This window comes from Rhizobium sp. NZLR1 (assembly GCF_017357385.1).
Classification (GTDB): domain Bacteria; phylum Pseudomonadota; class Alphaproteobacteria; order Rhizobiales; family Rhizobiaceae; genus Rhizobium.
Genome location: NZ_CP071632.1, coordinates 2,144,383 through 2,159,010, shown reverse-complemented (window position 1 = coordinate 2,159,010; position 14,628 = coordinate 2,144,383). Strand labels below are relative to the sequence as shown.

The following is a 14,628-nucleotide window of genomic DNA, read 5'->3' as shown; positions in this document are numbered from 1 at the left end:
CAACGACGATGCGCCGTCATCTCCCCGATCGGGCATGGCATACAGATGGTTGGACAGCGCCGGCTTCGCGATTGGCACCTCGGCGGCCACCCGCTAAACACTCAGCCTCGGCGACCACACGGGTAGCTTTATTTCAACCTGCACACCTTCGTTCCTCTCGGGTCGCGGAGACACAATCGTCACATCGGCTCCAATGCGATCGGCGATGGCCGTGACGATAGCAAGCCCGACACCGCTTCCCCCGATCTCAACGTTCCCGCGCTCAAAGCGCCGCATCAGCCTGTCTACAGCGTCTGGGGGCAGTATCGGGCCGTCATTGGCAACACTCAGCAGGCCGCCAAGCTGAAGTGAAACCTCAACCTTTCCATCTTGCGCCCCGTGTTTCAGCGCGTTTTCAATCAGGTTGCGGCAGAGAATGCCGACTGCGTCCGGATCCAGCATCGAACGCACCGGCGCCGTCGGCAGTGCCAGCAAGACGCGCCCCTCTCCGGCCCGGGCAAAATCCTGAAGGACCATCTGCAGGACGGTTCTGAGATCGGACGGCTGGTCACTTTGTAGACGTCCGCCTTCAGCGCGAGCAAGCTGCATCAGCTTCTCAGATATGCGCATCAACCGCTTCAGCGTCGTTTCGATCTCCGTCGCCCGCTGGCTCGTCAGCTTTTCCTTGGTTTCGGAGCGAATGCGTTGCGCCTGCGCGATTGCGCCGGCCACCGGCGTACGAAGCTCGTGCGCGGCATTGGCCGCAAAGGCGCGCTCGGCGTGGAACGCTGCCGTCAGGCGGTCGAGAAGCTGGTTGACACCTGCCGAAATCGGGAGAAGTTCGGTCGGCAGGCCACTGTCGGTGACGGGCGACAAATCCTGCGCGCCGCGATTGGCCAGCTCGTGCCTAAGCGCGCGCACCGGCCGTAAGGAGCGGCGCACCGCGAGGTATATCGCGAGCAGGCTGAGAGGGATCACCACGATCAGCGGCAGCACGAGGCCCAACAGCATCTTGCGTGACAATTCCGTGCGATGGTCAAGCGGTTCGGCGACGGCAATCGTCAGGTTCCCGTCGAAGCTCGTATCGTAATAGAGCTGGTGCGTTGCGGTTCGAAGAAAGCCGCGTTTCGTGGACGGTGGGAAGCTCGAGGCATCCGCCCCCTTCGAACCGAGCAGAACCTGCCCGTTTTGGTCACGCACGATGAAGCTTACATCTTCGCCGTAGCGAGCCTCTCGGTCGATGCGTCCATCGCCGTCGTCGTCCTCACCATTGTCGTCGTAATCGGTCGCATCGCGGCCTTGATGGCCTTCTCGCAGGTCGTGCCGGGCAATCGGCAAAATGCGCTGCGCTGTTGCCTTCAGGCCATCATCGAACACCTCTTCCATCTGCCCGCCAAGGCGGTGCGCGGTCACCGCTGCCGCCACAAGCCATAGCAGAGTCACTGAAAGCCCGAGGGCGAGCGCCAGGCGCGTCTGGAGCGAAGCGCCGATCCTCATGGCCGTCCCAGACGATAGCCGAGCCCGCGCTCGGTCTCGATCACATGAGTACCGAGCTTCTTGCGCAACCGGCTGACATGGACCTCGATGGCGTTGCTGTCGATTTCCCTATCGAAGGAATAGAGCCGCTCTTCGAGCTGCGCCTTCGAAAGAAGCTGGCCCGGACGTTGCAGGAAGGCCTCAAACAGGACCCATTCTCGCGCCGTTAGAACCACGGCCTTGCCATTCAGCGTGATGCTTCTGGCGGCGAGATCGATGGCGAGCGGGCCAAGCGTGATGTTGGGATTGGGATTGCCGGCATAACGGCGCGCCACCGACCCGATCCGCGCCGAAAGCTCAGCAAGATCAAAGGGCTTCACCATGTAATCATCGGCGCCAGCGTTCAATCCGGCAATGCGGTCAGAGACCTGGTCGAGCGCTGTCAGGATCATGACCGGCGTCACGTCGCCGCGCCCACGCAACGCCTTCAGAAAGGGAATGCCAAGCCCATCGGGCAGCATCAGATCGAGCAGCACCAGATCGTAGGCAGCAGCAACGATCGCATCGCCCGCCTGGTCGAGGCGATTGACCCAATCGACGGAGTGACCGTCGGCAGCGATCTGGTCGCGAATGGCCGCGCCCAGCGCCGTATCGTCCTTGATCAGCAGAACCCGCATCGCAACCCTCCCTCTCTCTTTCGTCTCCTAGTCCACCGGCCAGCTTACGGGAAGCTGAAGCAATGTCGCGCGGTTTGTCAGATGCCGGTCAGCTTGGAACGCAATTGATCAGACCGAAATGAGAGGAAACAAGAATGAAAAACGGCACCTTGCCCATCTTGGCGCTCGCCGTCATCGCCGTGACATCCGCTCAGGCAAGAGACGACTGCGACGTTCCGATCAGCAATTGGAAGACGCATGCGGCGGTTCGCGCCATGGCCGGGCAACGGGGTTGGACGTTGAAGCGCATCAAGATCGATGACGGTTGTTACGAAATCCGGGGCACCGACAGGGACGGCCGTCGCTTCGAAGCGAAAATCGATCCGGTGACGCTTGAAGTCATCCAACTCGATAGACGCCGCGAAGATCGCTGAGCATCGCTCCCAATCCCCATAAAGATAGCCAACTGGAGGTCACATATGACGTACCGCAAATTTTTTCTGGCCGCTTGCGCCGGCATCGGCTTTCTCGCTCCCCTCGGCAGTCTGGCCAGGCCGTCCCCCACACAGAAGAGTGCCGCCGCCGGGGCCGTACCAGCCGGCTATCAAGAAAGCGAGGACGATGAACACAAGGAGGAGCATCACCTCCGTCACGACGACACCGGCCGTCACGCCGCCGATGACTGCGAAAACTGGGATGACGATGCCTGCGGTCTAGGCGGCACCGTGCAGCAGCAGAACACCACCCCGCCCAGCAACGGCCTATTCACGCCTGGTTCCAAGCCGCGGGTCCAGACGAACTGAACCGTCAAATCAGCCAAGGAGAATAGCGATGAGAATGAAATCCGTTATCGCCATGCTTGCAGTCACCACGGCTCTTACCGTTCCTGGCCTTGCCATGGCGCGTGAGGTGACCTTCACCACCAGCATGCGCAACTACGGCGGCGATGGTGCCTACCTTGCTTATTACGTCACCGATGCGCAGGGCAAATATGTCGGCAGCCTTTGGATGGCGGGCGGCAAGAGCAGGTATTACGAGCATCTCACCGGCTGGTCCCGCGCCACCGGTGGCGATACCGCCGAGATCAAAGGCATCACGGGTGCCAGTGTTGGTGCCGGCCGTTCACTCAAGGTCACGGTCGATCTTGCCGATACGCTGTTCGATGCCGGCTATCAGCTTCACATCGACTCCGCCGTGGAAGACATGCGCGACAGCCCAAACGAGATCGTGGTGCCGCTGGCATCGGCCGGCTTGGGGCAGATGGTGAAGGGCATGCGCTACGTCGCCGCCTTCACCTATGCGCGTTGAGCGGGAAGGACGCTCGCCATGAACCGCTCGCTTCACCGCTGGTTTGGGCTGATCGCCACGGTGCTTCTCACCGTCGTCGCGCTGAGCGGCGCTGCACTGTCGATCTTCCCCGCCGCTGAGGCGCTTACCACGCCTGCCGCGCAGCACATCAGCGTTGCCGAACTCACCGCGCGAGTCCAGGCGGCAGAACCTACGGTGGAACAGATCAGACGCGCGCCGTCCGGGCGGATCACCGCCTATTACTACGAAGGCGACCAACCCGCCTCCTCTGTCATCGACCCTGCCACTGGCACGCCGGCCGGCAGCGCCGACACCTCGGATCTGGAGCGCTGGTTGACCAATCTCCATCGCTCGCTTTTCCTCGACGATACTGGACGTTTCATAACTGCGGGCGGTGCAGCGGTTATGCTTGCCCTCGCAATTTCCGGGCTGTTCCTGATGGCACGGCGCGCCGGCGGCTGGCTTTTCGTCCTGAAATCCGTTCGCGGTACCGGCGACGGACGCTTACACGCCGTCGTCTCGCGCCTAGCTCTGCCGGGCCTCTTCCTCTCCTCGCTCACTGCGCTCTGGATGACGGCTGCTGTTTTCGGCCTGCTGCCGGAAAGCGCGGGTGCGCCGGCCTTCCCGGCCGACGTCAGCGGCAAGACCGGGGTAGCGCTCACGTCTGTCGCTCTGCTTCAAGAGACGCCGGTCAATAACCTGCTCTCGCTGACTTTCCCTGCTACGGGCGACGCAACGGACGTTTTCACACTCAAGACAGCAGCAGGAGAAGCTTACATCGATCAGGGCAACGGCGCGCTGCTGGCCTGGTCGGACGCCGGCTGGGTCGACAGGGTCACGCTCCTCATCACCATGCTGCACACGGGGTGCGGCTTGGCCTGGCTCGGGCTCGTCCTCGGGTTCTCTGCGCTTGCTGTACCTGTTCTCGGCTGGACAGGCCTGCTTGTCTGGCTCAAGGGGCGCCGCGCCCCAAGAGCAACCTCGGCAGACGCTGGCGAGGCCGATACGATCCTGCTCGTCGGCAGTGAGAGCGGCACGACCCAAGGCTTTGCCAATACGCTGCAGGTTGCTCTTTCCGCAGAGGGTCTTTGCGTCCACGTCGGCCCGATGTCCGATTTCGAACCGGCCCGTTGGCCGAAGGCGCGGCGTGTTATGCTGCTCGCCGCCACCTATGGTGACGGCGCAGCGCCCGCCTCCGCCATGGGCTTCATCGAACGTTTCGAGCGTACGCCCGCAAAGCCCAGCCTGCCGCTCGCCGTGCTCGGTTTCGGCGATCGCAGCTTCCCGGCCTTCTGCGGTTTCGCCTCCGAGATCGCGACGATCGCCAAGGACAAGGGCTGGGCCTCCCTCATACCCTTCGACACGGTAGACCGCCAATCGCCTCAGGATTTCGCCCGCTGGGGACGGCTCCTGGCTGAGACGCTTGGCCTCGATTTCGAGCTGACGCACCAACCAACCGCTCCAAAGACCTGGAGATTGCCGCTGATATCCCGCCGCGATTATGGCGCAGGCGTACAGGCGACCACCGCCATCCTGCGCTTTGCCCTGCCGAACATCTCGCTCCGGCAGCGTCTGACAGGCAAGGGTTTCCCGCGGTTCGAGGCCGGAGACCTGATCGGCATCGTGCCGCAAGGCTCGGATCTGCCGCGCTTCTACTCACTTGCTTCCGGTACCACGGATGGCTTTCTCGAAATCTGCGTCCGCAAGCAAGTGGGATGGCTTTGCTCGACCCAACTCACCGCATTGAAACCGGGGGATACTGTTGCGGCCTTCGTGCGCCCAAACCCCTCCTTCCGCCCGGCCCGGGGAGGCAAGCCGGTCATTCTCATCGGCGCCGGCGCCGGTATCGGTCCGCTTGCCGGCTTCGCGCGTCGAAACCGGGCACGCCGCCCCATGCACCTCTATTTCGGAACTCGCCATCCAGCCAGCGACGCGCTTTACGCCGAGGAGCTTTCCTACTGGAAAAAGGACGGCCGGCTGACCTCGGTATCGACCGCCTTTTCGCGAACTGCAAGCCCGGCCTATGTGCAGGATATTCTGCGTAAGGACGCCGAGCGCATCGGCAAGCTCATTGCCGCAGGCGGTCAGGTTCTCATCTGCGGGAGTCGGGACATGGCGGCGGCCGTTGCCGCCGTGCTTGCCGACATTCTCGCGGCACAGGGCGTCAACCTCGCGCTCCTGAAAGCCACTGGCCGCTATGCCGAGGACATCTACTGACATGACGCGCTACGCGATGAACGGTCCGACCATGGGCACGCGCTGGTCCGCCCTCTTTCACATGCCATCGCATTTCGATGTCGCCCCCGCCCGCAAGGCGATGGCCGACGCCGTGACCGAAGTCGACAAACAAATGTCCACCTGGAGGCCTGAAAGCGATCTGAATCGCTTGAACGCCGCGCGACCCGGTGGATGGATTGCCCTGCCCGACCGGCTGCTTACCGTGCTGGGAGCGGGTCTTGCCATCGGCCGCACCTCGGGCGGCGCCTTCGATATCGGCGTGGGCGATGCCACCACCGCGTGGGGTTTCGGCATGTTGGACGCAAGCGAGGACATGATCAGGACCGCCCGTCTTGCGAAACGCAGCCCGGCCCATGATGTTCTCGAGCTGGACAAGTCCGCCGGACGCGCCCGCAAGCACTCCGAGATGTGCTTCGATCTCAATGGCATCGCCAAGGGTTATGGCGCCGATCAACTGGCGAAGGCTGCGCGCGAGCACGGAATCGAAGCCGGCCTCTTCGCCATCGACGGCGAACTGAAAGCACTCGGCACTCAGCCCGACGGTCGTGGCTGGACCGTCGCCGTCGAAACGCCAAATCTGGAAGTGCGTGCCGTGCATTCCATGCTCGAGCTGGATGATGCCGCCGTTGCGACGTCAGGCGACTATCGACACTGGATTGATGTCGGCGGCCATCGTCTCTCGCACACCATGGAGCCGCGCCTCGGCTTCCCGCTTAGAGATCCGCCCGCCTCGGCGACCGTGATCGCCTGCGATTGCATGAGCGCCGACGCCTGGGCGACGGCGATGATGGTTCTTGGCCAAGCACACGGTCTTGCGCTCGCGGAAAGGCTCGGTCTGTCTGTTCTCTTCCTCAGGCATGACCAGCCGAAAGGGATCGGATGCGGCCTGTTTGCGCGCTGACCAGACCTCGCAGAAGCCAGCTCGAAAGCTCATCCGTTACCGGCCCCGAGACGAGCTCATCGCACTCGGAAGTCACCTTGTTTCTTGCGTCGTCCGGCTCGATCCTCGGTATCGCTTCGGCCGCGATGACTCCTCGGAGATTCTGGTGGCTCGCATCGCAAGCATGACGCGGCGCAAAGTCGATCGGTCCCTCATCGACGACTCGAACCATGCAAGTGGTTTGATCCAGCGCAATGTTTGAACCCTATGTGCGTCGTATCTTCAAAGGACGCTCCAACTCGTGGAGGACAACACTCAAAGAGGAGAGTCAGGATGTCCATGTTCAGACTGCCAACGATCACTCTGCTGGCCTTGCTCGGTGCCGTCGGTGCCATGGGCATCGCCTCCGCCCAGACGAAAAGTCCAGACCCGGCCCAGTCTGAGGCTAAACCCGAGGCGGACGGATCGGAAATGATGCCAGGCATGATGGGCCGCAACATGATGCCATCTGGCATGTCCCCAGGAATGCGCATGATGGGGCCAATGAGCGGTCATATGGTGAAGATCATGTTTGCCATCGCTGATAGTGATGGGGACGGCGCAATTTCTTTCGAAGAGTTGACCGCGATCCATAAACGCGTCTTCGACGCGGTTGACGCAAGCAATGACGGCAAGGTTACGCCTGAGGAAATGCAGGCGTTTATGCAGGACAGGTGATTGGAGGCCCGGCATTTGACGGCCGTTGCATGGGAGCCACCGCCCAAAGGAGACTTCTCATGACCTACACGTTCGATAGAACCCTGTTGGCGACCCGTTTCGAAGATGCGGTCGACAGGACGAAATCCGCTCTCATCGGCACTCGCGGATCGAAAGCTACCTTGATTCGGATCAATCCGACGGACGCCCTACACGCCTAGCTTTGCCGCTTCCCGTCAGGGGCGAAATTCCCAGTAAAACACGGTGTCGGTCGCGAACAAAAGGCCGGCTGGAGAGCGATCATGCAGAAGCAGTCCTCCTCGCAAACGAGGCAGCATATCGAAAAGTACAAGGCGATCCTTGACCAACGCCGGCGCGAGCTGGAAACCCGCCTGCAAGCGATCGAGCATGATTTCGAAGAGCCTCGGAATCCTGACGATAATGATCGTGCCACAGAGCGAAATAACGATGAAGTCCTGGAAGAACTCGGCGAGGCTGGACAAAAGGAGCTCCTCGCCGTCCAAGCGGCGTTGGACCGGATTGAAGCCGGAACTTTTGGCACATGTGTGAAATGCAGCATGCCGGTCGGCGAGAAGAGGCTTGGCGCAGTCCCCCACACACCTTTCTGTCAGTCTTGCGCTCAGTCGTTTGAAGCCTGAGTTGCAAGGTCACCATGTTCATGAAGCGCTATCTGATACCGGGCCAGCTCAGCCGGCGCGTGCGCCGATGAGCAATTCATGAGCGTCATCGCGACCGGGAGGATGCGTTCGACATCCCTCCGTAGTACCGCGCAAGCCCGAACACGCTCAGGCGGTGCGGGAACTTCTGTAGACCGAGACACCCAGCTCCCTGATCTTCTTGCGCAAGGTATTGCGGTTGAGACCGAGAAGATCGGCTGCTTTGATCTGGTTGCCGCGCGTTGCCGTGAGCGCGGCGAGGATCAGCGGATATTCCATTTCCGTCAGCACGCGGTCATAGAGGCCGGGCGGCGGCAGGTTTTCACCGAAGCCTGAGAAATAGGTGCGCATGTTCTCCTCGACGGCCTGGGCGATCGTCATCGAGCCGTTGCGGATCGGACCCTTGTCGATCGGGCTGTCGGGCACATCGGAGCGCAACTCGGCGTCGATGATCTCGCGGGTGATGACATCCTGCGGATAGAGCGCCACCAGACGGCGGATGAGATTTTCCAGTTCGCGGACATTGCCCGGCCAGGCATAGGCCTTCATCAGTTCCAGCGCTTCCTGATCGAAGCGCTTGGAGCCAAGACCTTCCTTTTCGGCCTGCTGGATGAAATGGCGCACGAGATCGGGAATGTCCTCGGCGCGATCGCGCAGCGGCGGCAGGCGCAGCGGCACGACATTGAGGCGGTAATAGAGGTCCTCGCGGAACAGGCCCTGATTAATCGCCTGCTTCAGGTCCTTATTGGTGGCGGCGACGATGCGCACGTCGGTGCGGATCGGCGTGCGGCCGCCGACGGTGGTGTATTCGCCCTGCTGCAGCACGCGCAGAAGCCGCGTCTGGGCGTCCATCGGCATGTCACCGATTTCGTCGAGGAAGAGCGTGCCACCTTCGGCCTGCTCGAAGCGGCCGGTCGAGCGGGTCTGCGCACCGGTGAAGGCGCCCTTCTCATGGCCGAACAGTTCCGATTCGATCAGGTCACGCGGGATCGCCGCCATGTTGATCGCCACGAACGGGCCGTTGCGGCGCTTGCCGTAGTCATGCAGGGCGCGGGCGACGAGCTCCTTGCCGGTGCCGGATTCGCCGGTGATCATCAGCGTCAGGTCCGTCTGCATCAGGCGGGCGAGAACGCGATAGATTTCCTGCATCGCCGCCGAACGGCCGACGAGCGGCATGCCGTCCTGCATATCGTCTTCGAGCTTGGCCGGCTTGCGCTTCGGCTCGGAGAGCGCACGGCCGATGATGCCGATCAGCTCGGTGAGATCGAAGGGCTTCGGCAGATAGTCGTAAGCGCCCTTTTCCGAGGCCTTGATGGCGGTCATGAAGGTGTTCTGCGCGCTCATGACAAGAACGGGCAGGTCGGGACGCGCCTTCTTGATGCGCGGCAGCAGGTCGAAGGCGTTTTCGTCCGGCATCACCACATCGGTGACGACCAGATCGCCCTCACCCGCCGAAATCCAGCGCCAGAGGGTAGCGGCGTTGGAGGTGATGCGGACGTCATAGCCGGCGCGGCTCAAAGCCTGGTTGAGCACGGTCCGGATGGCCGCATCATCATCTGCAACGAGGATCGTAGCTGTCATCGAGAAGGTCCTGTCGAGCTTGCTATAGAGGCGTCCTCGAGCGAAGCGTCCTTGGACGCCGGCATGAGAACGCGGAATGTCGTGCGGCTGTTCTGGCTGTCGCATTCGATGATGCCGCCATGATTGCCGATGATCTTGGCGACGAGCGCTAAGCCGAGGCCGCTGCCGTTCGGCTTGGTGGTGATGAAGGGATCGAAGAGATGCGGCAACAGATCGGCAGGAACGCCGGGGCCATTGTCGTGAACGCAGAATTCCAGCGGCAGCGAGATCTTTTCGCGCGTGCCGGCAACCGAGAGACGGATGCCGGGCCGATAGGCCGTCGTCAACATGATCTCGCCTTCCGGCCGATCACCGACCGCTTCGGCGGCGTTCTTGACGAGATTGAGGAAGACTTGGACGAGCTGGTCGCGATTGGCATAGACCGCCGGCAGCGACGGGTCGTAGCTCTCGGTGACGCGGATGTTGCGGGCAAAACCGGCCTTGGCAACGGCCTTCACATGATCGAGCACGGAATGGATGTTGACCGGCATGCGGTCGACGGGGCGTTCGTCGGAAAAGACTTCCATGCGATCGACCAGCGAGACGATGCGGTCGGTCTCGTCGCAGATCAGCCGGGTCAGCGCCCGGTCTTCGTCGACCGCAGACTGTTCGAGCAGCTGGGCAGCACCACGAATGCCGGAGAGCGGATTCTTGATTTCATGCGCCAGCATCGAGGCGAGACCGGTCACCGATCGAGCAGCGGCGCGATGCGTCAGCTGCCGGTCGATCTTGTCGGCCATTGAGCGTTCCTGAAAGACGATGACGACGGCGCCGGGTTCGCTGAGCACCGGGGCGACATAGAGATCGACGAGCTTGTCCTGGCCGAGGCGCGGCGAACTCAGGTCGACGCGATATTCGTTGACCGGGGCCTTGCGCTCGCGCACCTGGTCAATCAGGGCAAGCAGCGGGCTGCCGAAGGGAATGAAGGTCGAGATGCGGTAACGCGCCAGATGCGGGGCGCTGGCACCGAAGAAGGCCTCCGCCTCCCAATTGGCGAAAACGACGAAACCGGATTCGTCGACCATGACGACGGGGTTCTGGATGGCGTTGAGCACGGCCATGGCGACGGTCCCGCCGGCGTGATCGGGCGGAGAAGTCATATCCTTCGTCATGCCGCCTCCCGGCTGTCGACAACAGTTGATGCCAGCGCCTCGTAAAGGCGCGCGGCCACCTCGCGCGGATCTCGTGAGGTCATGATCGCTGCCTTTTCGCCACCGGTGAGATCAGCGGCGAAACGCTGGAGATACCAGCCGAGATGCTTGCGGGCATGGCGGATCCCCACCGCCTCGCCGTAGAAATCGAGCATCATCGCGTAATGTTCGACGGCGACATCGGCGATCTCCTGCCGGTGCGGCTCGGCGCCACCGGCGATAACGCCGGCATGCCACGGCCTGCCTTGACAGCCCCTGCCGATCATGACGGCATCGGCACCGGAGCGGCGCAATATTTCCTGCGCGTCCTCTGCAGTTTCGACATCGCCATTGGCGATCAGCGGAATGGAGATCGCCTCGCGGACGGCGCGGATCGCATCCCAATCAGCACGGCCTTCATAAAATTGCATGCGGGTGCGCCCATGAATGGTCACCAGCCGGATGCCGGCCGCCTCGGCGCGGCGCGCGATGTCGGGCGCGTTGATGGAATTTTCATCCCAGCCGAGGCGCATCTTCAGCGTCAGCGGAATGTCGACGGCCCTAACCGTCGCCTCGATGAGGCCGAGCGCATGATCGGGATCGCGCATCAGCGCCGAGCCGGAATAACCGCCGATCACCTTCTTCGCCGGGCAGCCCATGTTGATGTCGATGATATCGGCGCCGTGATCGGCAGCGATCTTCGCCGCCTCAGCCATCCAGTGCGCTTCGCGGCCAGCGAGCTGCACCATATGCGGCCGGAAGCCCGTGGCCCGCAGCCGCGACCAGGATTCGGCGGTGTCGTTGACCAGTTCGCGGCTTGCCACCATTTCGGTGACGACGAGGCCGGCACCGAAGCGCCAGGCGAGCTCGCGGAAGGGCATGTCCGTGACGCCGGACATCGGCGCCAGCACGACGCGGTTCCGCACGGAGACGGGTCCTACTCGGAAAGGCGCTGCGAGGTCCTTGGAAATCAAATGATTATCTTTCGGGCATGCTGTGGAACTGCATGATTTTTAGCCATTGTTCCCCGGCTTGCCAAGGGGGCTGGGATCGAAATCGATATTTTTCGGGCAGATGCTGGAAAAGGCCAAAGCAAGACGTTAGAGCACTCGGGTCAATTCCGCATATTTTAGGGGATTTATGCTGCAAATGCCTTCTAAGCAACCGATATCGGCTGGAATTGTCATCGTTGCCGCCGGCCGCGGCGAGCGTGCAGGCTCCTCAAAGGAAGGCCCCAAGCAATATCGCATGATCGGCGGCAAGCCGGTTATCGTGCATACGCTTGAAAACTTCATGACATGGGAAGCGGCGACCGAGATCGTCGTCGTCATTCATCCCGATGACGAGGCGCTGTTTGCCAGAGCCTTTCGCCACATCATCTCGGCAACACCGATCGAAATGGTGCATGGCGGCGCGACCCGCCAGCAATCCGTGCTGGCCGGTCTCAGATATCTCAAGGACAAGCAAATCAGCCATGTGCTGATCCACGATGCCGTGCGGCCGTTCTTCGACCACGTGCTTCTCGACCGCATTACCGAGAGCCTCGGCGACGGCGCGCAGGCGGTGCTGCCGGCGATCCCGGTCACCGACACGCTGAAACGCGCCGACAGCGCCGGCACCGTGCTGACGACCGTTTCGCGCGAGCACCTCTACGCGGCGCAGACGCCACAGTCCTTCGCTTTCGAAACGATCCTTGACGCGCATGAAAAGGCGGCGGCGAGCGGGCGAAGCGATTTCACCGACGATGCCTCTATCGCCGAATGGCTGGGCATTCCGGTGACGATCGTCGAGGGCACGCCCGATAACGTCAAGCTGACGGTGAAGAAGGATATCGCCATGGCCGACGACAAGCTGTCGACGTCACCGCTTCCCGATGTGCGCACAGGCAATGGGTACGACGTGCACCAGCTTGAAGCAGGCGATGGCGTGACGCTCTGCGGTGTGTTCATTCCGCATGACCAGAAGCTTAAAGGACATTCCGATGCCGACGTCGCGCTGCATGCGCTGACGGACGCGCTGCTTGCCACCTGCGGCGCCGGCGATATCGGCGATCATTTCCCGCCATCCGACCCGCAATGGAAGGGCGCGGCGTCGCGGATCTTCATCGAGCATGCCGCCCGGATCGTGCGCGATCACGGCGGCACGATCATGAATGCCGACGTCTCGCTGATCGCCGAGGCGCCGAAGGTCGGCCCGCATCGCCAAGCCATGCGGGCGAAACTGTCGGATTATCTCGGTATCGATATCGAGCGCTGCTCGGTCAAGGCGACCACCAACGAGACGATCGGCTTCGTCGGCCGGCGCGAAGGCATCGCGGCGATCGCCACGGCGACCGTCGTCTATCGCGGGAGGAAATGATGAGCCTTTTTCCTCAGGATATTCTGTCGGCGGCGGAGACGATCATCCGTGACTTCACCACCGCCGGGCTGGTGATCTCGACCGCCGAATCCTGCACTGGCGGATTGATCGCCGGCGCGCTGACCGAGATATCGGGCTCCTCGGCCGTCGTCGACCGCGGCTTTGTGACCTATACCAATACCGCGAAGATCGAATTGCTCGGCGTGCAAGCGGAAACGCTGCTGCGCTTCGGGGCGGTGTCGGAGGAAACGGCGCGGCAGATGGTGCATGGCGCCCTCTTCCGCTCGCGCGCCGCAATCGCCATTGCCGTCACCGGCATTGCCGGCCCTGGCGGCGGATCGCCCGAAAAACCCGTCGGCCTCGTGCATCTCGCCGCCAAGTCACGCGCCGGCGCGCTCATCCATCGAAAGATGCTCTATGGCGATATCGGCCGCAGCGAGGTTCGGCTGGCAACCGTCCGGACGGCGCTGGAAATGGTGCACTCGCTCCTCGCCGGCTGACGACACCTTCGACGGTCGCCGCGTCAGGCCGTCGTGTAGATCCGGTTTGCCCTGGTCTCGAAGGCTTCGGTGAACATGCGGAAGGCGCGGTCGAACATCGAGCCCATCAACGCCCCGAGGATGCGGCTCTTGAACTCGTAGTCGATGAAGAAATCGACGGTGCAGCCGCCGGTCAGCGTCTCGGCGAAATGCCAGCGATTGTCGAGATATCTGAACGGACCATCGATATATTTGACCTCGATAACGTGCTCGGCCCGGTTCAGCAGCACCTGGGTCGTGAAGGTCTCGCGGATCGCCTTGTACCCGACCGTCATATCGGCGACGAGCAGGATCTTGCCGTCGCGCTCCTTGCGGCTCCTGATGGCCAGGGCTTCGCAGAGCGGCAGAAATTCCGGATAGCGCTCGACATCGGCAACGAGGTCAAACATCTGTTCGGGTGTGTGCGGGACGGGACGGTGCGTTTCGAATTGCGGCATAGGCGGCAATTAAGCGGGCCGGCCGAGAAGATCAAGAAGCTCGCGCATCTGACGACGGGATTTTAGCTGAAGAATTGGCATGCCAGCGGTGCGACTTTCTCGTCGCAAGCGCGGTTCCGGGATGCCTAGTTTCGTTCTCAGCGCCCATACCACATGCGCCAGAGCAACCCGTCGCTGCGGATGAACTGATGGAATAGTGCCGCCCAACATGGGTGAAGAGCAGCGCGAGCAGTAGATTGGCCCCAAGCCCATGTGGCAGGCGCGGTGAATAGAGGTGGAAGTCCGGCAATTCCGTGCCAGCTCCGAATATGGCTTGCACCGCGCCGCTCAGCGCGATCATGCCGAAACCGCTCGCGATCATGCCGAGGATGACGACATAGAGGACAAGATGAACAACGCGCGCCAACCGCTCTTGCCACGAGGGTGCCCCCTTCGCTCGCAGCGGTTTCTTATCGAAAAGCGACCACCAGGCGATGCGACACACGGTCAGCAAAAGAACCATGATCGCTGCTGGATATGCACGCGGAGAAGCGCCGCCTTTGCGAGCGGCTCGACGGCATTTCCGGCTCGGAAACCGGAGACAAGGGCAACGAGCAAGACTATCGCGGTCAGCCAATGCATGGTGACGGCGATT

Annotated in this window: 16 protein-coding genes and 2 pseudogenes; 10 read left to right on the top strand and 8 right to left on the bottom strand. The window is 62.2% G+C overall.

Annotated elements, in window-relative coordinates:
- Positions 1-93 precede the first annotated feature (93 nt).
- A complete protein-coding gene (locus J3O30_RS10815; protein WP_207584121.1) occupies positions 94-1,476 on the bottom strand; it encodes an ATP-binding protein in 1,383 nt (460 codons plus the stop codon).
- Positions 1,473-2,132 (bottom strand): response regulator transcription factor, encoded by a 660-nt coding sequence (locus J3O30_RS10810; RefSeq protein ID WP_207584120.1) that lies wholly within the window; start codon positions 2,130-2,132, stop codon positions 1,473-1,475. The genes J3O30_RS10815 and J3O30_RS10810 overlap by 4 nt, the downstream gene beginning before the upstream one ends.
- 134 nt (positions 2,133-2,266) lie before the next feature.
- On the opposite strand from J3O30_RS10810, the gene J3O30_RS10805 reads away from it, so the two are divergent.
- The 8 genes from J3O30_RS10805 to J3O30_RS10770 all read left to right on the top strand — a co-directional run bounded on the left by J3O30_RS10805 (position 2,267) and on the right by J3O30_RS10770 (position 7,892).
- Entirely contained in the window at positions 2,267-2,545 is a 279-nt protein-coding gene (locus tag J3O30_RS10805) for a PepSY domain-containing protein (protein WP_207584119.1), read from the top strand.
- A gap of 45 nt (positions 2,546-2,590) precedes the next feature.
- Entirely contained in the window at positions 2,591-2,914 is a 324-nt protein-coding gene (locus J3O30_RS10800; protein ID WP_207584118.1) for a hypothetical protein, read from the top strand.
- A 34-nt stretch (positions 2,915-2,948) separates the two neighbouring features.
- Positions 2,949-3,419, top strand: coding sequence for a DUF2271 domain-containing protein (locus J3O30_RS10795; protein ID WP_207584305.1), 471 nt, complete (start codon positions 2,949-2,951; stop codon positions 3,417-3,419).
- Positions 3,420-3,437: 18 nt separating this feature from the next.
- Positions 3,438-5,636, top strand: a complete 2,199-nt coding sequence (locus J3O30_RS10790; protein WP_207584117.1) for a PepSY domain-containing protein — start codon at positions 3,438-3,440, stop codon at positions 5,634-5,636.
- On the top strand, positions 5,617-6,558 hold the full coding sequence (locus tag J3O30_RS10785) for an FAD:protein FMN transferase (protein ID WP_207584116.1): 942 nt from the start codon (positions 5,617-5,619) through the stop codon (positions 6,556-6,558). The genes J3O30_RS10790 and J3O30_RS10785 overlap by 20 nt, the downstream gene beginning before the upstream one ends.
- Before the next feature lie 237 nt (positions 6,559-6,795).
- Positions 6,796-7,254, top strand: a complete 459-nt coding sequence (locus J3O30_RS10780) for an EF-hand domain-containing protein (protein WP_207584115.1) — start codon at positions 6,796-6,798, stop codon at positions 7,252-7,254.
- 59 nt (positions 7,255-7,313) lie between these two features.
- A complete protein-coding gene (locus J3O30_RS10775) occupies positions 7,314-7,454 on the top strand; it encodes a hypothetical protein (protein ID WP_207584410.1) in 141 nt (46 codons plus the stop codon).
- Between the two features lie 81 nt (positions 7,455-7,535).
- Positions 7,536-7,892: a TraR/DksA C4-type zinc finger protein gene (locus tag J3O30_RS10770; protein WP_207584114.1), complete on the top strand. Its 357-nt coding sequence runs from the start codon at positions 7,536-7,538 to the stop codon at positions 7,890-7,892.
- A gap of 147 nt (positions 7,893-8,039) precedes the next feature.
- Here J3O30_RS10770 and ntrC read toward each other — a convergent pair whose 3' ends face one another.
- From ntrC to dusB, 3 genes are read right to left on the bottom strand one after another with little or no spacing between them, the layout of a single operon-like run.
- Positions 8,040-9,491 (bottom strand): nitrogen regulation protein NR(I), encoded by a 1,452-nt coding sequence (gene ntrC, locus J3O30_RS10765; RefSeq protein WP_207584113.1) that lies wholly within the window; start codon positions 9,489-9,491, stop codon positions 8,040-8,042.
- A complete protein-coding gene (locus J3O30_RS10760) occupies positions 9,488-10,642 on the bottom strand; it encodes a nitrogen regulation protein NR(II) (RefSeq protein WP_207584112.1) in 1,155 nt (384 codons plus the stop codon). Before J3O30_RS10760 ends, ntrC begins: the two co-directional genes overlap by 4 nt.
- On the bottom strand, positions 10,639-11,559 hold the full coding sequence (gene dusB, locus J3O30_RS10755; RefSeq protein ID WP_246762757.1) for a tRNA dihydrouridine synthase DusB: 921 nt from the start codon (positions 11,557-11,559) through the stop codon (positions 10,639-10,641). Before dusB ends, J3O30_RS10760 begins: the two co-directional genes overlap by 4 nt.
- A 241-nt stretch (positions 11,560-11,800) precedes the next feature.
- Here dusB and J3O30_RS10750 point away from each other — a divergent pair, with 241 nt between their 5' ends.
- Together J3O30_RS10750 and J3O30_RS10745 are read left to right on the top strand one after the other, a co-directional pair.
- A complete protein-coding gene (locus J3O30_RS10750) occupies positions 11,801-13,018 on the top strand; it encodes a bifunctional 2-C-methyl-D-erythritol 4-phosphate cytidylyltransferase/2-C-methyl-D-erythritol 2,4-cyclodiphosphate synthase (protein ID WP_207584110.1) in 1,218 nt (405 codons plus the stop codon).
- A complete protein-coding gene (locus J3O30_RS10745) occupies positions 13,015-13,518 on the top strand; it encodes a CinA family protein (RefSeq protein WP_207584109.1) in 504 nt (167 codons plus the stop codon). Before J3O30_RS10750 ends, J3O30_RS10745 begins: the two co-directional genes overlap by 4 nt.
- A gap of 23 nt (positions 13,519-13,541) precedes the next feature.
- Here the strand turns inward: J3O30_RS10745 and J3O30_RS10740 are convergent, their stop codons facing one another.
- The 3 genes and pseudogenes from J3O30_RS10740 to J3O30_RS33725 all read right to left on the bottom strand — a co-directional run.
- On the bottom strand, positions 13,542-13,994 hold the full coding sequence (locus J3O30_RS10740; RefSeq protein ID WP_207584108.1) for a type II toxin-antitoxin system RatA family toxin: 453 nt from the start codon (positions 13,992-13,994) through the stop codon (positions 13,542-13,544).
- A 9-nt stretch (positions 13,995-14,003) separates the two neighbouring features.
- Positions 14,004-14,075, bottom strand: a pseudogene (locus tag J3O30_RS33160) (AAA family ATPase); the annotation flags it as partial.
- Between the two features lie 181 nt (positions 14,076-14,256).
- Positions 14,257-14,496: pseudogene (locus J3O30_RS33725) on the bottom strand (cytochrome B); the annotation flags it as partial.
- Positions 14,497-14,628 lie beyond the last annotated feature (132 nt).